The organism is Nocardioides segetis, from assembly GCF_051390595.1.
GTDB lineage: Bacteria > Actinomycetota > Actinomycetes > Propionibacteriales > Nocardioidaceae > Nocardioides.
The window spans coordinates 1-19,753 of the sequence record NZ_JBNINR010000002.1 but is presented as its reverse complement, the minus strand read 5'-3'; the positions used below and the strand labels follow the sequence as shown (position 1 = coordinate 19,753).

17 protein-coding genes are annotated in these 19,753 nt (G+C 72.9%); 13 read left to right on the top strand and 4 right to left on the bottom strand.

Annotated elements, in window-relative coordinates:
* Positions 1 to 8 precede the first annotated feature (8 nt).
* The 6 genes from ACPZVR_RS03735 (at position 9) to ACPZVR_RS03710 (ending at position 5,787) form a co-directional block, all read left to right on the top strand.
* Complete coding sequence (locus ACPZVR_RS03735) at positions 9 to 1,667, top strand: MmpA family trehalose lipid delivery protein (RefSeq protein WP_436698236.1); 1,659 nt, start codon at positions 9 to 11, stop codon at positions 1,665 to 1,667.
* A 68-nt stretch (positions 1,668 to 1,735) separates the two neighbouring features.
* Entirely contained in the window at positions 1,736 to 1,867 is a 132-nt protein-coding gene (locus tag ACPZVR_RS03730) for a hypothetical protein (RefSeq protein WP_281285791.1), read from the top strand.
* Positions 1,868 to 1,973: 106 nt separating this feature from the next.
* Positions 1,974 to 2,738 (top strand): dolichyl-phosphate beta-glucosyltransferase, encoded by a 765-nt coding sequence (locus ACPZVR_RS03725; RefSeq protein WP_436698235.1) that lies wholly within the window; start codon positions 1,974 to 1,976, stop codon positions 2,736 to 2,738.
* Positions 2,738 to 3,973, top strand: coding sequence for a glycosyltransferase family 4 protein (locus ACPZVR_RS03720; RefSeq protein WP_436698234.1), 1,236 nt, complete (start codon positions 2,738 to 2,740; stop codon positions 3,971 to 3,973). The genes ACPZVR_RS03725 and ACPZVR_RS03720 overlap by 1 nt, the downstream gene beginning before the upstream one ends.
* A 14-nt stretch (positions 3,974 to 3,987) precedes the next feature.
* The gene (gene pgfA / locus ACPZVR_RS03715; RefSeq protein WP_436698233.1) at positions 3,988 to 4,959 is read left to right on the top strand and encodes a cell envelope lipid trafficking protein PgfA; all 972 of its coding nucleotides are present in this window, start codon (positions 3,988 to 3,990) and stop codon (positions 4,957 to 4,959) included.
* Between the two features lie 21 nt (positions 4,960 to 4,980).
* Positions 4,981 to 5,787, top strand: coding sequence for a class I SAM-dependent methyltransferase (locus ACPZVR_RS03710; protein ID WP_436698232.1), 807 nt, complete (start codon positions 4,981 to 4,983; stop codon positions 5,785 to 5,787).
* On the opposite strand, the gene ACPZVR_RS03705 is transcribed toward ACPZVR_RS03710, so the two are convergent.
* From ACPZVR_RS03705 to ACPZVR_RS03695, 3 genes are all read right to left on the bottom strand, one after another.
* A complete protein-coding gene (locus ACPZVR_RS03705) occupies positions 5,772 to 6,491 on the bottom strand; it encodes a class I SAM-dependent methyltransferase (protein WP_436698231.1) in 720 nt (239 codons plus the stop codon). The two genes, ACPZVR_RS03710 and ACPZVR_RS03705, sit on opposite strands and share 16 nt — an antisense overlap.
* Positions 6,492 to 6,565: 74 nt before the next feature.
* The gene (locus tag ACPZVR_RS03700; protein ID WP_436698230.1) at positions 6,566 to 9,388 is read right to left on the bottom strand and encodes a beta strand repeat-containing protein; all 2,823 of its coding nucleotides are present in this window, start codon (positions 9,386 to 9,388) and stop codon (positions 6,566 to 6,568) included.
* A 177-nt stretch (positions 9,389 to 9,565) separates the two neighbouring features.
* Positions 9,566 to 10,408: a class I SAM-dependent methyltransferase gene (locus tag ACPZVR_RS03695; RefSeq protein WP_436698229.1), complete on the bottom strand. Its 843-nt coding sequence runs from the start codon at positions 10,406 to 10,408 to the stop codon at positions 9,566 to 9,568.
* A 149-nt stretch (positions 10,409 to 10,557) separates the two neighbouring features.
* Between ACPZVR_RS03695 and rpsA the strand changes: the two genes are divergently transcribed.
* Positions 10,558 to 12,039 (top strand): 30S ribosomal protein S1, encoded by a 1,482-nt coding sequence (gene rpsA, locus ACPZVR_RS03690; protein WP_436698228.1) that lies wholly within the window; start codon positions 10,558 to 10,560, stop codon positions 12,037 to 12,039.
* A 120-nt stretch (positions 12,040 to 12,159) separates the two neighbouring features.
* Here the strand turns inward: rpsA and ACPZVR_RS03685 are convergent, their stop codons facing one another.
* On the bottom strand, positions 12,160 to 12,426 hold the full coding sequence (locus ACPZVR_RS03685) for a hypothetical protein (RefSeq protein WP_436698227.1): 267 nt from the start codon (positions 12,424 to 12,426) through the stop codon (positions 12,160 to 12,162).
* 93 nt (positions 12,427 to 12,519) lie between these two features.
* On the opposite strand from ACPZVR_RS03685, the gene ACPZVR_RS03680 reads away from it, so the two are divergent.
* From ACPZVR_RS03680 to ACPZVR_RS03655, 6 genes are all read left to right on the top strand, one after another.
* On the top strand, positions 12,520 to 13,461 hold the full coding sequence (locus ACPZVR_RS03680) for a helix-turn-helix domain-containing protein (protein ID WP_436698226.1): 942 nt from the start codon (positions 12,520 to 12,522) through the stop codon (positions 13,459 to 13,461).
* Between the two features lie 17 nt (positions 13,462 to 13,478).
* A complete protein-coding gene (locus tag ACPZVR_RS03675; protein WP_436698225.1) occupies positions 13,479 to 14,828 on the top strand; it encodes a helix-turn-helix domain-containing protein in 1,350 nt (449 codons plus the stop codon).
* Between the two features lie 134 nt (positions 14,829 to 14,962).
* On the top strand, positions 14,963 to 16,402 hold the full coding sequence (locus ACPZVR_RS03670) for a purine-cytosine permease family protein (protein ID WP_436698224.1): 1,440 nt from the start codon (positions 14,963 to 14,965) through the stop codon (positions 16,400 to 16,402).
* Entirely contained in the window at positions 16,402 to 17,724 is a 1,323-nt protein-coding gene (locus tag ACPZVR_RS03665; protein WP_436698223.1) for a flavin monoamine oxidase family protein, read from the top strand. Before ACPZVR_RS03670 ends, ACPZVR_RS03665 begins: the two co-directional genes overlap by 1 nt.
* Positions 17,721 to 18,659, top strand: coding sequence for an agmatinase (speB, locus tag ACPZVR_RS03660; protein ID WP_436698222.1), 939 nt, complete (start codon positions 17,721 to 17,723; stop codon positions 18,657 to 18,659). Before ACPZVR_RS03665 ends, speB begins: the two co-directional genes overlap by 4 nt.
* Before the next feature lie 63 nt (positions 18,660 to 18,722).
* On the top strand, positions 18,723 to 19,753 hold a 1,031-nt coding region (locus ACPZVR_RS03655; RefSeq protein ID WP_436698221.1), incomplete at its 3' end, for a DUF222 domain-containing protein.

Sequence of the window (19,753 nt, the reverse complement as noted above, 5' to 3'; positions counted from 1 at the left end):
AGGCGACGGTGAGGCGGCCGGGTCCCGACCTCGGGGTGACCGCGGCGATCACCCTGCTCGTCCTCGGCCCCCTGCTCGTCGGCGGCGGCTACTGGCTCGTCGGCGACATGGTGTTCGTCCCGCACCAGCCCTGGAAGAGCGCCTGGCTGGGGCTGGACGGCTCGCTGCCGCGCGCGGTGCCGATGGATGCCCTCGTGTCGTTGGCGACGCACGTCGTGCCCGGCAGCGTGGTCCAGCGACTGCTGCTCGTCGGCGGCTTCATGGCCGGAGGGCTTGGGGTCGCCCGGCTGGTCCGCGACCAGCGCTGGTACGCGCGGGCCGCGGCGATCACCCTCTTCTGCTGGAACCCGTGGGTCTACGAGCGCCTGCTGATCGGCCAGTGGGCGATCCTCCTGGGCTACCTGCTCCTGCCTTGGGTGGCGCGCGCCGCGCTCCGGCTGCGGGCGGATCCGCGCGACTGGGGGCCGACCGCGGTCATGCTCGTCCTGTCCGCTCTGTGCAACCCGTCGAGCGGTGTGATGGCGGTCGGTGTCGTCGCGGTGCTTGCGCTCGGCAGGGACCGCCGGGCCTGGTGGCGGGTGGCCGCGCTGGCCGTCGGCGCGAACCTGACCTGGGCCCTGCCGGCGCTGACGGCGACCACCGCCCGGGTGACGACCACCGGGGTGTTCGACGGCTTCGCCGCGCGCGCCGAGTCCGCGGCCGGCACCGCGGCCAGCGTGCTGTCCCTGGGCGGCATCTGGAAGACCTCCATCGTGCCCGCCGAGCGCACGAGCGCGGTCCTGGTGCTGCTGTCGTGCCTGCTCAGCGTCGCGGCGCTCGCGGGACTCGCCCGCAGTGGCCCGGACCGCCGGCGCTGGGTGGTCCTGGGCGGCGCGGCGTTCGGCCTCGCGCTCCTGCCCGCCCTGCCGGGCGGCAGCGACCTCCTGGAGGGGCTGGCCGACGAGCTGCCCGGGCTGGCCTTGCTGCGCGACTCGCACCGGTTCCTGGCGCCGCTCGGACTGGTCCTCGCGGTCGGGTCCGCGCACGCGGTCGCGGCCGTGCGCGAGCGGATCCGGCCCGCCACGACGGCGTTGTGGAGCGCCGTCGCGCTCCTCGTCGTCGCGCCGCTGCTGCTCCTGCCCGGCCTGGCGTGGGGCGCGCTCGGCGAGCTGCAGCGCTCGTCGTACCCCGAGGCGTGGACGGAGGTCGCGGACCTCGTGGGTCCCGGGGACACCACCGTCGTGCTGCCCTGGGTGGGCTCCTACCGCGGCTACGCCTGGAACCACCGCCGCGCGGTGCTCGACCCCGCGCCCCGCCTGCTGCCCGGCGAGGTGCTCGTCGACGACCGGGTGCTGCTCGGCGGCGACCGCGTGGTCCCGCCGGAGGACCCGCGGGTGGTGGCCGTGACCGGTGCGCTCGCCGCGGCCGAGCCTGCGGCCGCCCTGCGCGCCCTCGGCGTGCGCTGGGTGCTCGTCGAGCGGGGGATGGGCGATCCGGAGGTCCCCGACGGCCGGGTCGCGTACGACGGCGGCGGGCTGCGGCTGGTCGACCTCGCGGCCGACGGCACCGTGAGGGAGGTCACGACGGACGTCCCCCGAGTGCGCCAGATCCTCCTGTCGTTCGGACACACTTGCGCGTTTCTTTTGCTTTTGGCCGGTGCCGCATGGATACTCCCGAGTAGGGAGTAACGAGCATCACATTCATGACAGTCATGGGGACTGATGCTCTGTGCCGGTCTTTGGGAGGGGACCAGCGCATGAACACGATCATCGCCACTGTGGTGGGGGCTCTCGCCTCGACCGTCGTCCTCGTCGCCGGCGTCAACGCCGCGCAGGGTGAGCACAAGCCCGTCAGCAACGAGAAGCTCTACAGCTACGCCGACCAGTAGGTCGCCCTCGCCTGCGCCCCCGTGACGTCCTGTCACCCGGGTGCGTGGGCCCGTCGTACGTCCTTCGCGAGGAGGGCGGGTTGAGCAGACGGCTTGGGAGGGTCCGATGCTGCAGATCGTCATTCCGGCGTACAACGAGGAACGCCGGCTGCCGCGCACGTTGCGCGAGCTGCGTCGTCACGTGACGGCGCACCGCGGGGTGCTCGGCCGCGTGGAGGTGCTCGTCGTCGACAACGCGAGCACCGACCGCACCGCGGAGGTCGCCCGCGCCGCCGACTCGGCCGCACTGCCGGTCCGGGTCGTGCGGTGCGCGCGTCGCGGCAAGGGTGCCGCCGTCCGGGCGGGGCTGCTGGCCACGGACGCCGAGCTGGTGTGCTTCATGGACGCCGACGGCGCGACCGGGCTGGACGCGATCGAGGAGGCCTGGCGGCACCTGCTGCTCGGCGCCGACGTCGTCATCGGCTCGCGGGCGCTCGCCGGGAGCACCACCGAGGCGCGGCACTGCCGCACCCGCTCACTCGGCGCGGCGGCGTACCGGCGCCTGGCCGGCCGGCTCGTGCCCGGTGTCGCCGACACCCAGTGCGGCTTCAAGGTGTTCCGCGGCAGCGTGGCCCGGCAGGCCGCACGGAGGCTGCGCACCGCGGGCTTCTCCTTCGACGTCGAGCTGCTGGTGCGCCTGCGCGCGACGGGCGCCGAGATCCAGGAGATCCCGGTGACCTGGACCGACGTGCCCGGGTCGACGTTCGTGCCGTCCCGGCACGGCGCGGCGGCCTTCGCCGAGCTGGCCCGGATCGCCTGGCGCTGCCGCTCGCTCGACCGGCCCGCGCCGGTCGGCGCGCCCGCCCCGGTGGCCCTTGTGGGGAGCCACTGATGGCGCGGCGCGGACCCGAGCTGGCCGGCCGCCGGGTGGTCGTCGTCAACTGGCGCGACCTCGACCACTCGCTGGCGGGTGGGGCGGAGATCTACGCCTGGCAGTTCGCCCGGGCGCTGCACGAGGCCGGAGCACGGGTCCACTTCGTCACCGCCCGCGACGAGGGGCAGGCGCCGCGCGAGACCCGCGACGGGATCGCCGTACGCCGCGGTGGCGGTGCGCTGACCTTCTACCCGTTCGTGCTGGCGTGGCTGCTGCGCCACCGCCGCCGGATCGACGCCGTCATCGACCCCGCCTGCGGACTGCCGTCCTTCTCGCCGCTGGTCCTGCGGCGCACGACGCCGGCGCTGCTGCTGGTGCACCACGTCCACCAGGCGCAGTTCGCCGCGCACTTCCCGGCTCCGGTGGCGGCCTTCGGCCGCTGGATGGAGCGGGTCGCGATGCGGCGCGTCTACCGGCGCCAGGTCACCGCGGCCGTCTCCTCGTCCACCGTGGCCGAGATGCGTGAGCAGCTCGCCTGGACCGGCGACATCAGGATCCTCGAGAACGGTGCCGACCTGCCCTCCGCCGAGCGGTCGGCCGCCCTCCTGGACCCGGCGACCAAGGACCCCGACCGGATCGTCGTCCTCGGCCGGCTGGTCACCCACAAGCGGGTCGACCTGGTGCTGGAGGCGGTCGGCCGCGCGCAGTCCCGCGCCGAGCTCGCCGGGCGCCGGCTGCGGGTCGACGTCGTCGGCCGCGGCCCGGAGCAGGACCGCCTGGTCGCCCGCGCCGCCGAGCTCGGGCTCGCCGAGCAGGTGGCTTTCCACGGCTTCGTGCCCGCGGCCGAGAAGGACGCCCTGCTCGCCCGGGCGTCGGTCCACGTCTGCGCCTCCGACGCCGAGGGCTGGGGCCAGGCGGTCATCGACGCGGCCGCCCACGGCGTCCCCACCGTCGCCCGTGACGTGCCCGGCCTGCGCGACTCCATCCGCCCGGGTGAGAGCGGCTGGCTGGTCCCGGACAGCGCGGACCCGGACATCGTGGTCGACCGGCTCACCGAGGCACTGACCGGCGCGCTGGTCGACGCCGACGACCCGCGGACCCGGGTCCTGCGCGCCGAGGCGTGCGTGGCCTGGGCCCACAAGTTCGACTGGTCCCAGATGCGCGCCCAGGCGCGCGACCTGACCCTGCAGCTCCTCGGGCACGTGTCCACGCGGCCCGATCGTCACCACCCACGCGACCGCGTGGCCGTCTGAGAGGTTCTCCGCCCATGCGCAGCAAGCTCGCCGCCGTGTCCGTCGGACTCGGTGTCTTCCTGATCGTGGCGGCCGCCCTGGTCCGCTTCTACGCCTACCCGGTCCTCGCCACCGTCCCCCCCGACTACGAGGGTGTGACCCAGCTCGAGGCCGAGGGCGCCGAGGTCTTCAACTCCGACCCCGACGTGCTCGCGCCCGAGACCACCGACCTGCGGATCAGCTCCCGCACCATCGCCGACAGCGGTGCCGACGCGCCCGACGGCGTCGTGGTCTGGGTGAACTCCACGACCGTCAACCGGGCCGACGGCACGATCTTCCAGCAGTCCCGGGAGCGGGCGCCGTTCGACGGCACCAGCGGCGCGGCGGTCGAGTGCGAGAAGTGCGACTCGTGGACCGAGGTGGCCGCCGGCGAGCGGGAGCCCGCCGTGCGTGAGGGCCAGATCTACAAGTTCCCCTTCGACACCGAGAAGAAGGACTACCCGGTGTGGGATGCCAACGTCGGCGAGGCCGTGCCGGCGACCTACGAGGGTGAGGAGACCATCGACGGGCTCACCGTCTACAAGTTCGTCCAGCGCATCGAGCCCACGGTGATCGAGGACCGCGAGGTGCCCGGCTCGGTGTTCGGCTCGACCGAGGCCTCCGTCCGGGCCGAGATGTGGTACGGCATGACTCGCACCTTCTACGTCGAGCCCGAGACCGGCTCGCCGGTCGACCGGGTCGAGGAGCGCGTCCAGGAGCTGCGCTACGACGGCGTCAGCGTGCCGGCCTTCACCGGCACCGTCCAGTACACCCAGGACCAGGTCGACGAGCTGGTCGACGACGCGAAGTCCAACGCGACCCGCCTGGGTGGGATGAAGCTGCTGTTCCCGGCCCTGCTGGTGCTGCTCGGTGCGGTGCTGCTCGCCGGCGGGCTGTTCCTCGGCCGTGGTGCGCGCCGGGGCTCTGACGGTGCCGAGCGCCGGGACCAGGAGCTCGCCGGGGTCTGAGCGACCCGGAGAATCAGGAGCATGCAGGAGTTCAGAGAGCGGCTGCGCGCCTTCTACGACAGCCGGATCGGGCTGCCGATCCCCGACGACGGGCTGGTCCTCGACGTCGGCAGCGGCGACAAGCCGTCGTGGCGCGCCGACGTGCTGCTCGACCGCTATCCCGGCGACGCGTACGCCGGGCAGCGGTCGGGCAGCGGCCGCACCCGGGTCGACCGTCCGCTGTTCGACGCGGACGCGGCGGCGATGCCCTTCGCCGACGGGGTCTTCGACTACGCCATCTGCTCGCACGTGCTCGAGCACGTCACGGACCCGGTCGGGGTCGTGGCGGAGCTGACCCGGGTCGCCAAGGCCGGCTACATCGAGGTCCCGGAGGCGGCCGCGGCGAAGATCATCGACTTCCCCAGCCACCTGTGGTGGTGTCGCCTGGACGACTCCACCGAGCCGCCCACCCTGGTGATGGAGGCCAAGCAGGCGGCCAGCTTCGACCCCGAGATCGACGCCTACCTGCGCCGCTCGGAGCTGGCCGACCCGGTGAAGCGGCTGATCGACAGCCGCCACCACCACAACGTCATCGCCCTGCGCTGGCGGGGCACCCAGCCGGTGCGCACCGTGGGGACCCACGATCCGGACTTCGTCGAGCGCACCGTCAACGCCGAGGCGCACCACACCCGCGGCGGCGAGGCGCTGGTCGCCCGCGCGCTCACGGCGGTCCTGACCCACCGCAAGCCGCGCCGTCGTACGCCGGTCGCGTACGACGACATCGTGCGCCCCGAGCTGCGCCGCGGCGACGGTGCGCTCCTCGAGCCCCGGATCTACCGCTTCGACTGACCTTCCCGGGGCCGGTGCGCGAGGAGCACCAGGCTGACACCGGGAAGCCGCCCGACCGGGAGCGCACGCTCGAGCGCGAGGGTCGCCCGCAGGCCGGCGTTCAGCACCGGGTGCACCTCCTCCATCTCGCTCTGGGCGGCGTGCTTGGTGCGTCGGCGGGCGCGCACGACCGGGCGGAGCAGGACGTTCCAGGACCGGAGGTCGTCGATCACCAGGCCCGCGCCGGTGGCGAGGTCGGCGAGCTGCTGCCGCTCGTAGCGCCGCACGTGCCCCAGCGCCACGTCATGGCCGCTCCACAGGGCCATGCCGGCCGGGACCGCGATCAGCGCCCTGCCCCCGGGCCGCAGCACCCGGACGGTCTCGCGGGCGACGGCCCGGTCGTCGTCGATGTGCTCCCAGGCGTCGGTCGACAAGACGAGGTCCACGGAGGCGTCGGCGATCGGGAGGACCCGGCCGTCGCCCTGGACCACCGGGATGCCCCGTCCCGCGGCGATGTCGGCGCCCGTGTCGGTGTACTCGACCCCGACCGCCCGCCAGCCCAGCTCGCGCAGGACCGCTGTGTTGCCGCCCATCCCGCAGCCGACGTCGATGGCGCGCCCCGCCGGCCAGTCGCGGACCGTACGCCGCACGAGCGCCCGCCGGGCGGCGTACCACCAGTGCCGGTACTCGAGCGCGGCCGACCTGGCGATCTCCTCCGCATCCACGGCACCAGCCTAGTGACGACGACGGTCCCGCGGGCCGGTGCCCGCGGGACCGTCGTCAGCGCGGATCCGGTCGATCAGCCGTGCCGGCTGGGGTCGGTCCTGGTCTTGACCTCCCGGCCGTCGCGGCCGCCGCCCCAGTCGGTGTCGGCGAGGGTCGGGTCGGTCTTGCGCTTCTGGTAGCGCTTGTTCTTCGAGCCGGTGACCTCCTGGTGGTCGGTCAGCCCGTCCCGGTCGGTGTCGGCGCGGGTCGGGTCGGTCATCCGGACCTTGATCTTGTACGTCCCGCCGTTGGCCTTCGAGCGGGTGATCCGCTGACCGATCCTGATGCCGGTGACCTCCTGGAAGTCGGTCAGCCGGTCGCCGTCGGTGTCCTGGACGCAGGGGTTGGTCCTGACCAGGCCGATGGTCTTCGCCTTCTTCTTCGCCGGCTTGCCGCGACTGGTCCAGTACCGCTGAGCGACGGACAGGCCGTTGACCTCCTGGCCGTCGGTGAGGCCGTCGCTGTCGGTGTCGGGCTTCAGCGGGTCGGTGTGGCTCACTGCGCCGGTCACGGTGACGCAGCCGGTCGGACCGTTGACCTCCTGACCGTCCCGGAGGCCGTCGCCGTCGGTGTCCGCCTTCTTCGGGTCGGTGCCCGCCGTCTGCTCGGCGCCGTCGTTCAACCCGTCGCCGTCGGTGTCCGGGTTGTTCGGGTCGGTGCCGTTCTCCGACTCCTCGCTGTCCGGGACGCCGTCACCGTCGGTGTCGGTGGCCTCGGTGTCGACGGTGAAGGTCACCGTGTCGTCCGTGCCGGCGCCGTTGGCATCGCCGTCGACCGTGACGGTGTGGCTGCCGTCGGCGAGGTCGGTGGTGGGCGTGTAGCTCCACCGGCCGTCGGGGCCGACCGTGGCCGGGACCGCGGTGCCGCCGTCGATGCTGACCCCGACGGTCGAGTTCGGCTCGGCCGTGCCCGAGATCGTCGGCGTCGCGTCGGTGACCGTGCCGCCCTCGGTGGGGGAGGTGATCGCCGTCGGATCGATCACGTCGTCGGCGGGGTCGAGCGGGTCCGTGCCGTTGTCGACCTCGGCGCCGTCGTCGACCGTGCCGCCGTCGGTGTCGGCGTCGTTGGGGTTCGTCGCGTGGTCGTTCTCCTCGCCGTCGAGCAGGCCGTCGTCGTCGGAGTCGTCGTCGGTCGGGCTCGTCGGGGTGCCGTCGTACTCGTTGCCGGCGCCCGAGACCTCGTCGCCGTCGTTGATGGCGTCGTCGTCGGTGTCGGGGTCGTTCGGGTCCGTGCCGTGCTCGGCCTCCTCGGCCGCGGTCAGGCCGTCGTCGTCGACGTCGGTGTCGACGGTGAAGGTGGTGGTGTCGTCGATGCCGGTGCCGTTGGCGTCGCCGTCGGCGGTGATGGTGTGGGTGCCTTCGGTGAGGTCGGTGGTGGGGGTGTGGGTCCAGGTGCCGGTGCCGTCGACGGGGAGGGTGATGGGGGTGCCGCCGTCGATGACGAGGGTGACGGTGGAGCCGGGTTCGGCGGTGCCGGTGATGGTGGGGGTGGCGTCGGTGACGGTGCTGCCGTCGGCGGGCGTGGTGATCTCGGTGGCGGCGGCGGGGACGGCGTCGACGGTGAAGGTGGTGGTGTCGTCGATGCCGGTGCCGTTGGCGTCGCCGTCGGCGGTGATGGTGTGGGTGCCTTCGGTGAGGTCGGTGGTGGGGGTGTGGGTCCAGGTGCCGGTGCCGTCGACGGGGAGGGTGATGGGGGTGCCGCCGTCGATGACGAGGGTGACGGTGGAGCCGGGTTCGGCGGTGCCGGTGATGGTGGGGGTGGCGTCGGTGACGGTGCTGCCGTCGGCCGGGGTGGTGATCTCGGTGCCGGCGGCCGGGTCCTGGGCGTCGCACTCGACGCCGCCGGCCGGCGCGGTCGCCGTCACACTGCCGGCACCGATCGCCAGGTCGAGGTCCGCCAGCGCGGTGCCGAGCAGCTCGGCCTGCAGCTGGATCCGGAGGACGGCGTCGAGCGCGCCCTCGCCGGTCGCCCCGGCGGAGGAGTCGGTGAAGTTCGCCAGGCCGATGCTGAGGTTGACCTCGGCCAGCCCGAGCTCGACCGGGACGCTGACCTGACCCTGGCCGAGGTCGACGGTCGCGACCGGGATGTTGGCGACGAGGACCTCGGCCGTCACCGCGGGGCTGACGACCCCGGCGGTGCCGGTCGTGCCGTCCGAGGTGGCGCGGGTGACCACGTCGTCGGACAGGCGGACGGTGATGCCGCCGAGCAGGCCGGTGAGGAGCCGGACGTCGCCGACCGACGTGCTGGTCTCGGAGACCATGTCGGAGGCGCCGTCGCCGTCGCCGTCGACGAGCTTGGTGGTCGTCGTGGCCTGCACGGCGCCGACCTCCGCGATGCCACCGGCGAGTGCCAGCGACGCGACCGACGTCGTCGAGCGTCCCAGCAGGCGCTCGTTGCCCGCGGCCGGCGGGCACGCGGTGGGGCTCACGTAGTTGGCCTCGACGGCGCCGTCGATGACGCCGAGGCTCGCCAGCCCGGGCACGGTGACCGGAAGCAGCGTGTCCGAGGAGCTGGCCGACGGGGGAGCGGTGACGCTCTCCTCGTCGAGGGTGACCGGGATGCCCGCGAGGGCGGCGTCGACGTTCGCGGCTGTCGCGGTCACGTTGTCGGTGGGCGCATCGCTGTCGACGGTGGTGAGGGAGTGGCCGATCGGGACGCGTGCCGCCTGTGCGTCCAGCACGTCGGCCGGCAGGTCGACGAGGTCGGCGTGGGCGGATCCCGAGAAGCTCGCCGGCAGCGGGTCGGCCTGCGCGGGTGGCGCCAGGGGCACCGCCAGGACGAAGGTCGCCGCGACGGCGGTGGATGTTACGAACAGCGCCGCGGACCTGATCCGGCGGCGGGCCTGGGACACGGACATGGGTAGTGCTCCCTCCGAGACGGGAAACCGATGGCCTCACTATTGACGCGCCCGGCCCGGCCCGCGAAGAGCCGCGGGCCAATTCGACCCGGAATCAGGACCCAGGTCCCGGTCGCACGCCGTCCGTCCGGACTAGACCGACGGCCCTTTCGGCGCGAGTACCCGGGATGACCGGGATCACACAGGTCGGTCGAGGTCGGCGCCGAAGATCGCCGTGCCGGGGGTGAGCCGTCCCCGCGTGCCGGACCAGCCGCCCCACAGCCGGTCGTTGCCCTCGGGCCACTCCGGCTCCAGCAGCGTCGTGAGCCGGAAGCCGGCGCCGGCGAGGAGGGCGACCCAGTCGCCGAGGGTGCGGTGGTGCTCGACGTACGACGTCGTGCCGGTCTCGTCGTCGACCTCGACGTAGGGCGTGCGGTCCCAGTAGGACTGGGCTGCGGTCAACCCGTCCTCGCCCGGGTCGTCGGGGAACATCCACCGGGTGGGATGGGTGATGGAGAACGCGAACCGCCCGCCCGGTCGGAGCACCCGCGCCGTCTCCGCGACCGCGAGGTCGATGTCGGCCACGAACTGCAGGGCCCCGAAGGACGAGAAGACGACGTCGAAGCTGGCGTCGGCGAAGGGGAGCGTGGTGGCGGTGCCCCGCACGCTCGGGACGACCACGCCGGTCGCCTCGTCGATCCGCCGGGAGTGCTGCAGCTGCCGGTGGGACAGGTCGAGACCGACCGCGCGACCGCCCTGGCTGCACACCCAGCGCGAGCACTGGCCGGCACCGGAGCCGACCTCGAGCACGTCGCGGTCCCGGACGGGGCCGAGGATGCCGGCGACCTCCTCGGTCAGCCCCTCCGGGCCCCAGACGAAGCCGATGTCACCCAGGAATCCGCCGTGCGTGGCCTGGTACTCGTCGGCGTACCGGTCCCAGTCGGCTCCATTGGCCCGGCGCGACTCGTCCTCGTCGGCGACCCGGCGGTGGGCGGTCACGGGCGGATGTGGCCACGCCTCGACGTCCTGGGGGTCCTGCACGCTGGTCAAGGATAGTGCCCGCCGGTTGGACTCCCGCGACCGGCGGCGCGTACCCTGGATCGTCTGTGTCTCCGCCTGCCCTCGTGCCGGTGACCGCGCAGACGAAACGTCCCGACTACATCTGCCCACCTCAAGGACTGACCGACTACATGACGAGCACCCTCTCGACCCCCCTCTCGAGCCACTACGACGACAACGCGCCCCAGGTCGCGGTCAACGACATCGGCTCGGAGGCGGACTTCCTGGCCGCCATCGACCAGACCATCAAGTACTTCAACGACGGCGACATCGTCGACGGCACCATCGTCAAGGTGGACCGTGACGAGGTCCTGCTCGACATCGGCTACAAGACCGAGGGCGTCATCCCCTCGCGCGAGCTGTCGATCAAGCACGACGTCGACCCGTCCGAGGTCGTCCAGGTGGGCGACAAGGTCGAGGCTCTCGTCCTCCAGAAGGAGGACAAGGAGGGTCGCCTGATCCTGTCCAAGAAGCGCGCCCAGTACGAGCGCGCCTGGGGCACGATCGAGGAGATCAAGGAGGCCGACGGCGTCGTCGAGGGCACCGTCATCGAGGTCGTCAAGGGCGGCCTCATCATCGACATCGGCCTGCGGGGCTTCCTGCCGGCCTCGCTCGTCGAGATGCGCCGGGTCCGCGACCTGCAGCCCTACGTCGGTCAGACCCTCGAGGCCAAGATCATCGAGCTCGACAAGAACCGCAACAACGTGGTCCTGTCGCGCCGTGCCTGGCTCGAGCAGACCCAGTCCGAGGTCCGCCACGGCTTCCTCACCCAGCTGCAGAAGGGCCAGATCCGCAAGGGTGTCGTGTCCTCGATCGTCAACTTCGGCGCGTTCGTCGACCTCGGCGGCGTCGACGGTCTGGTCCACGTCTCCGAGCTGTCCTGGAAGCACATCGACCACCCGTCCGAGGTCGTCACCGTGGGCGACGAGGTCACCGTCGAGGTCCTCGACGTCGACATGGACCGCGAGCGCGTCTCCCTGTCGCTGAAGGCGACCCAGGAGGACCCGTGGCAGCACTTCGCCCGGACCCACCAGATCGGTCAGATCGTCCCGGGCAAGGTCACCAAGCTCGTTCCCTTCGGCTCGTTCGTGCGGGTCGAGGAGGGCATCGAGGGCCTGGTCCACATCTCCGAGCTGGCCGAGCGCCACGTCGAGATCCCGGAGCAGGTCGTCCAGGTCGGCGACGACGTCATGGTCAAGATCATCGACATCGACCTCGAGCGTCGCCGGATCTCGCTCTCGCTCAAGCAGGCCAACGAGACCGTCGCCGCGGCGGACGTCGAGGAGTTCGACCCCACGCTGTACGGCATGGAGGCGACCTACGACGAGCAGGGCAACTACATCTACCCCGAGGGCTTCGACCCGGAGACGGGCGAGTGGCTCGAGGGCTTCGACGAGCAGCGCGCGAAGTGGGAGGAGCAGTACGCCAAGGCGCACGCTCGCTGGGAGGCCCACGTCAAGCAGCAGGCCGACGCCAAGCAGGCCGAGATCGAGGCCGGCGAGTCCAGCTCCTACTCCTCGGCCCCGGCCGAGGACGGCGCCAACGGCGGCGGCTCGCTCGCTTCCGACGAGGCGCTCCAGGCGCTGCGTGAGAAGCTGACCGGCGGCAACTGACCACCGGTCGTCGAGTGGTCCGAGCCCGTGGGCGAGGACCTGCTCAGACGCGACGAAGGCCCCGACCGCAAGGTCGGGGCCTTCGGGCTTTCTCGGACGCGGGGCGTCGGCGGGCCCGGGTCAGGACACCCGGGTCACGGTGGTGGTGACCCGCCGCGGCGCGCGGGCCGTGGCCCGGTGCGCCGTGCGGGTGACGACCGGGCGCTCGGACGCACCGGCGTCGGAGAGCTCGCCGGCGCTGGGCCTGCGATCGCGATGGGCGGCGGCCCGGTCGTCGATCGGCCCGCGGCCGGCCGCCAGCCGGTCGTTGCGCGCCCAGGTGACCATGGCGGTCAGCCCGGAGCCGAGCATGAGGAGCAGCAGGAAGAGGAGCAGCGCGGTGGTCATGGCAGTAATCCTGCTCTCATCGGATTCCTGCCACCAGTGGCAGAAAAGACGCTCAACGTTGATTCTCTGCCATTCGCCTGCGATGGTGGTGCGGTGCTGACCAACGTGGCCGTGATCGCCTTCGACGGCGTCGCCCCCTTCGAGCTCGGGATCCTCTGCGAGGCCTTCGGGATCGACCGGACCGCTGACGGCGTCCCGGCGATCGACTTCGCGGTGTGCGCCGAGGACGACCGACCGCTCCGGACCTCGATGGGCTTCACTGTGCAGGCCGAGCACCGTCTCGACCGGGTGGCCGAGGCCGACCTGGTCGGCATCCCGGCGATCAAGCAGGCCGAGGCGACCCCGGCGGTCCTCGACGCGATCCGCGCCGCCTACGAGCGCGGGGCCCGGCTGATGTCGGTGTGCAGCGGCTCGTTCATCCTCGGGCAGGCCGGCCTGCTCGACGGTCGCGAGTGCACCACCCACTGGATGTACACCGAGGAGCTGCAGCGACGGTTCCCGGCGGCCAAGGTGGTCCCCGAGGTGCTCTACGTCGACAGCGGTCAGATCGTCACCGGCGCCGGCAGCGCGGCCGGCCTCGACGCGGCACTGCACATCTGGCGCCAGGAGTACGGCGCCGCGGTGGCCAACGTGATCGCGCGGCGGGCCGTGGTCCCTCCCTACCGCGACGGGGGCCAGGCGCAGTACATCGCCCGCGCGGTCCCCGACTGCGACGCCGACACCCTGCGCCCGCTGCTCACCTGGATCCTGGAGAACCTCGGGGAGGACCACTCCGTCGAGGCGCTCGCCAAGCGTGCCCTGATGTCCCCGCGCACCTTCGCACGGCGCTTCCGTGACGAGACCGGCACCACGCCCCACCACTGGGTGACCCGGCAGCGGGTCGCGGCGGCCGAGGAGCTGCTCGAGCGCACCGAGCAGCCGGTGGAGTGGATCGCGGGTGAGGTCGGCTTCGGCAACGCCGCCACGCTGCGCCACCACTTCGTGCGCGTGCGCGGCGTCAGCCCCCAGAGCTATCGCCGCCAGTTCGCCTGCTGACCCGGAACGAGGGACACGTGCTGCTCCGCGAGCTGCTCGACGACGCCGCGCTGGGCTTGGAGGTGCTCGTCGACGGCGATGCCGGCCGCGAGGTCCGCTGGGTGCACAGCATCGAGGTCGCGGACCCCGAGGAGTTCCTCCGCGGCGGGGAGGTCGTGCTGACGACCGGCGCCTGGCAGCAGGTCGGCCGCGCCCCGGCCGCCTGGGTCGCCGAGGTCGCCGCGGCCGGCGCCGTGGCGATCGGCTTCGGTCGCCTGAGCGCCGCGGACGAGCCGCCCGCGGAGCTGGTGGCGGCTGCGGCGGCTCGTGACCTGACCTGCTTCGTCGTCCCGGTCGCGGTGCCCTTCGTCCAGCTCGTCGAGGCGTTCGTGGCCGCCAAGCGGGTGGAGTGGGAGGCTCCGCTGCGCCGCCAGCTGGAGCACCACGGCGCCATCGTCGCGGCACTGCGCGCCGAGCGGGGCGTCGACTCCGTCCTGCGCGTGCTGCGGCGCCGGCTCGGCATCGAGGTCGCCGTCGTCACCGGTACGACGACCCACGGTCCGGTGCCTGACGAGGGCTGCCCGGTCACGTTGATCGGCGAGGGCCTCGCCGACGCCTCCCTGGTCCTGCCCCGCCCGCTCGCCGAGCTCGACGTCGACGTCCAGGCGGCCGTGTCCAGCGCGATGCCGTTCCTCGCCCTCGAGCTGGAGCGGGAGCGCGCGGTGCGGGCCACCGAGCAGCGCTACGCCTGGGAGGTCGTCGAGTGGATCGCGACCGGGGTCGCCGCCACCGCGGTCGCTGCCCGCCTCGAGCTGCTCGGCGTCCCGGTCGACCGCGCACTGCGCTGCCTGGTCGCCCGCGACGTGACCCCGGAGGCCGTCGCGGCGGCGCTGGCGCCGTACCTGATCGTGGAGCGGGCCGACGACGTCGTCTGTCTCGTCGACGCCGAGGTGTCGCGGACCGCGCTGGCGGGCTACGTCGGGGTCGGCCAGGCGGTGGCCGTCGGCGAGCTGCGGATCAGCCTGCTCCAGGCGCGGCACGCCGCCGACGCGCTGGTCGCCCGCGGCGCCGAGGGCTGGCTGACGCACGAGGAGCTGGCCAGTCCCGCGGTCCTGCTGGCCGCGCAGGACCCGGCGGTGCTCGGGGCGCTGGCGCGCACCGTGCTCGGCGGCGTCCTCGACAGCGACCGCGACCGGGGGACCGAGCTGGTCGACAGCCTGCGGGTCTTCCTCGACAGCGGGGGCCGCTGGCAGGAGAGCGCCGACGCGCTGCACGTGCACATCAACACGCTGCGCCACCGGCTCAAGCGGGTCGAGGAGCTGACCGGCCGCTCGCTCGCCTCGACCGCGGACCGGGTCGACCTCTTCCTCGCCCTCCGGGCGCTCTGACCCGGTGCGTTGGAGGTTCCTCCAACGCGCCCGGGACATGTTGGACGATCCGCCCCTGCCCCGGCGGTGGTGACCTGGCTCACCCTGGACGGGCACGTCCGGGGAGTCCGGGTCGACCAGTCGAGGAGCCAGCCATGGGGGAGCCCACCAGCACCGGCATCGAGGTGCACGGCGTCGACACCATTCCGGAGGCCGAGCGCACCGCGGCGCCGCGGGACGTGGTCTCGATCCTCGTGGGCACCAACCTGTGCCTGGGCCTGGTCATCTTCGGCTGGCTGCCGGCGACCTTCGGCCTGTCCTTCTGGGCCTGCCTGACCGCGCAGGTCGCCGGGACCTTCCTGGCCATCGGTCTGGTCGCGCCGATGGCGCTGATCTCGATGCGGACCGGCACCAACCTCTCCACCAGCAGCGGCGCCAGCTTCGGCGTGCGCGGTCGGCTGATCGGCTCCGTGATCGGCCTGCTGCTCTCGCTGGGCTACGCCTCGCTGACGATCTGGACCGGCGGGGCGGCCGTGGTCGAGCCGCTCGCCGAGCTGGTCGGGCTGTCGAACGGGAGCACGTCGTATGTCCTCGTCTACGCCGCCCTCGCTGCCGGCGCCGTCGTGGTCGCGGTGTTCGGCTACCGGGTCCTGACCCGACTCGGCAGCTGGCTGGCGGTGGCGATGTCGGTGCTCATGGTCGCCGGCATGCTCGCCCTGGCTGGCAGGTTCGATCCCGCCCCGGTCGTCGACGGCGGCTACCTGCTCGGCGACTTCTGGACCACCTGGTTCCTCGCCTTCGTCGCCACCGGCATCTCCGGGCCGATCGCGTTCATCACGCTGCTCGGCGACTACACGCGCTACCTGTCGCCGCGGCGACACTCCTCGCGGCGGGTGCTCGCCGCCACCGCGGGTGGCCTCGCCCTGGGCCTGCTGCTGCCCCAGCTGTTCGGGATGTTCACGACCTTCGCGGCCCGCGCCGGCGACGACTACGTCGGCGCACTGGTCGCCGCCACGCCCGCGTGGTTCCTGCCCCTGCTGCTGGTCAACGGCGTCTTCGGCACCGTCGGCAACGCCGGCGTGCTGCTCTACTCGATGGGCCTCGACCTCGACGCCATCGTGCCTCGGCTGAGCCGGGTCAGGGCCACCGTGCTGGTCTCGGTGATGTCGATCGGGCTGGTCGTCACCGGCTACTTCGTCTGGGACGCCGCCGACGCCGTGACCGCCTTCCTGCTGCTGATGACCGCCGCGGGCACCCCGTGGGCCGTGATCACCGTCATCGGGTTCCTGCGCTGCCGCGGGACGTACGACGCCGACGCGCTGCAGGTCTACAACCGGCGCTCGCGCGGCGGGATCTACTGGTACACCGGCGGCTGGTCGATCACCGCCACCGTCGCGTGGGCGGTCGGCACCGTGCTCGGCCTGCTCTCCGTCGACTCCACGATCTGGCGCGGCCCCATCCTCGAGCTGACCGGCGGCGTCGACGTCAGCCCGCTGCTCGCCGGCGCCGCGGCCGCCGTCACCTACCTCCTGCTGTCCCGCCTCTCCGCGCAGCCGATGCCGGAGACCGCCCCGTCCCTCGTGAGGAGCACCTGATGGACCATCCGCACTACGACGTCATCGTGATCGGCGCCGGATTCTCCGGACTGACCGCGGCCCGTGAGCTGGGGGAGGCCGGCCGGAGCGTGCTCGTCCTCGAGGCGCGCGACCGGATCGGCGGCTCCACCTGGTACCGCACCGACCTGCTCGGTGGCGTCGGCCTCGAGATGGGCGGCACCTGGATCGTGCCGCAGCAGACCCACGTCTGGGGCGAGGTCGAGCGCTACGGCGTGCCGATCCAGGACTCGGTGCTGCCCGACCGGATGACCTGGTCCGCCCACGGCAAGGTGCTCGACACGCTGCTGCCGTGCACGCCCGCGGAGTACGGCGAGCTCGAGCACGCCGTGCGCCAGCTGCTCGCCGCGGGCGACCGGCTCGACTGCACCCGGCCGCTGTCCGAACAGGACCTCGCCGACCTCGACGTACCGATCGAGCAGTGGGCCGACGACGCCGGGCTGACGGGCAACGCCCGCGAGCTGCTCATCTCGTGGTTCTGCGGGTGCGCGAACGCCCACGAGTCGATCGGCTCGGCGCTCGACATCATCCGCTGGTGCGCGGCCATGGACAACTCGCTGTGGGGCATGGTCCAGGCCTCCGTGCTGGGCTACACGTTCACGAACGGCACGTCGTCGCTCGCGGACGCGATCCGCGCCGACCTGGCCGGCGAGCTGCGGCTCTCGTCGCCGGTCCGGCGGGTCGTCCAGGACAACGCGGGAGTCACGGTGTCGTACGACGGTGGCACCGCGCACGCCGAGCGGGTCCTCGTGACGGTGCCGATCGGCGTACTCAAGGACATCGTGTGGGAGCCGGCGCTGCCTGCCGACAAGCTCGCCGCCTCGCGGGAGAACCACGCCGGCCAGGGACAGAAGGTCTGGGCGCTGGCGACGAACGTGCCCGACGACCTCAGCGGCTACGGCTGGGGCACGTCCTTCGACTACGTCGGCGCCATGCACGAGTCGGCCGAGGGGACGGTGCTCGTCTGCTTCGCGCCCGAGCACGACCGGGTGGACGCGAGCGACCTGTCCGACGTGCAGCGCGCGGTCCGCGAGTACTGCCCGCAGGCCGTCGTCCTCGACGCCGCCACGCACGACTGGGTGCACGACGAGTTCTCCTACGGCACCTGGGCGACCTTCCGGGCCGGCCAGTTCGCGACGTACGAGAAGGCACTCGCCCGTCCCGAGGGACGGGTCCAATTCACGGGCTCGCACACCGCCACCCGGTGGCGCGCCTTCATCGACGGCGCGATCGAGTCCGGCAAGCGCGGTGCGAGTGAGATCCTGGACGTGGCGTCCGTTCACGGCAAGGGAGGCGCAGCATGACCGTCGGACCCGTCGACGCGACCCAGGTCCCGCGCTACGCGGGCGACACCACCTTCGCCCGGCTGCCGAGGCTGTCCGACGTCGGCGACGCCGACACGCTCGTGTGGGGCGTGCCGTTCGACGGCGGCGTCTCCTACCGGCCCGGCGCCCGCTTCGGCCCCAACCACATCCGCCAGTCATCCCGCCTCCTGCGGCCCTACAACCCCGCTCAGGACAGCGAGCCGTTCGTGCGTGCCCAGGTCGCCGACGCCGGAGATCTCGGCGTCAACCCGTTCTCGCTCGACGAGGCGATCTCCGCGATCGAGCTCGGCGCGCGTGAGCTGTCCGGCACCTCCCGGACCCTGCTCACCATCGGCGGCGACCACACCATCGCGCTGCCGCTGCTCCGCGTCCAGCACGAGCGGCACGGACCCATCGCGGTGCTCCACTTCGACGCGCACCTCGACACGTGGGACACCTACTTCGGTGCGCCGTACACCCACGGGACGCCGTTCCGTCGCGCCTCCGAGGAAGGGCTGATCGACTTCACCCACGCGATGCACATGGGCATCCGTGGCCCGCTCTACAGCAAGCTCGACCTCGACGAGTCCGAGGAGCTCGGCTTCTCCGCCGTCCACGCCCGCGACTTCGTGCGCTCGCCGATCGACGACATCATCAACCGGATGCGCGAGCGGCTGGGCGACCGGCCCGTCTACGTGTCCCTCGACATCGACGTCCTCGACCCCGCCTTCGCGCCCGGGACCGGCACCCCCGAGGCCGGCGGTCTCTCCAGCGCCCAGCTGCTGGAGGTGCTCCGTGGCCTGGAGGGGCTCCATGTCGTCGGTGCGGACATCGTGGAGGTGGCCCCGGCGTACGACCACGCCGAGATCACCGGCATCGCCGCCGCGCACGTCGCCTACGAGCTGCTCTCGGTGCTGCCGGGCAAGCCTGTCTGAGGGTGGTCCCCGGGTTGTGTCGGACCCCTCTGGTGGGGTGGGGGCATGGTCGATGAAGAGGCGGTGACGGATCTCGGGGATCTGTCGGTGGCGGGGGTGCTCGACTTCGTCGAGCACCAACACGCTGCGCGTCTCGAGGCCGAGCGTCAGGTGCTGCGGGCGGCGTACCAGTGGGCGGTGCTGCACCACCCCGACCGGCTCCCACCCGATGATCGGCGCGGCCGGTCCCGGGCTCGTCGCGCGGGTGGCGCGGGCACGCCGTTGGTGACCGAGCACGCCGCCGCGGTGTTCGGCGCCCGGATCCAGACCAGTCCCTACGGCGCACGGCGGTTGATCGCCGACGCGGTCGACCTCCACCTCCGCCTCCCCAGGTTGTGGGCCGGCGTCTGCGCCGGCACCGTGCGGGTGCCGCATGCCCGCCATGTCGCCGACGCGACCCGTCACCTCTCGGCCGAGGAAGCGGCGTGGGTCGACGGTGAGGTGGTCGAGGTCGCGGACGGGCGTCTGGCGTGGTCCCGGTTCGAAGCCGTGGTGGAGGGCAAGGTCGCCGCCGCCGCACCCGAGCTCGCCCGGGAGCGTGAGGAGGCGGCAGCGAAGGAGCGGTGCGCCCGCATGTCGCGGGTCAACAAGCACGGCATGGCCACCTTCACCATCAAGGCCGACGCGGTCACCATCGCCGGCATCGACGCCGCGGTGAGCGCGATCGCGGACAGGTTGAAGGACCGGCTGCCCGACGCCGACTCCAACGACCGACGCGTCGCCGCGGCGGCGATGCTGCTGAATCCCGCCGCGCACCGAGACCTCGACGAGAAGATCGGGCCGGTGAAGGTGCGGGCCAAGGTTTACCTCCACCTGTACGCCGACTCACCGATCGCGCGGGTGGAGGGCCACGGGCCGGTCACGATCGGCCGGATCGTGCAGTTGCTGGGCGACGCGGGAGCCACAGTCCGCGTGGCCCCGGTGGTCGACCTGCCCGGTACCGCGGCGGTCGATGCCTACGAGATCCCCGCCCGCCTGCGCGAGGCGGTGCACCTGATCCATCCCGCCGACGTGTTCCCGTTCGCCGCCAACACCAGCCGCCGGATGGACCTCGA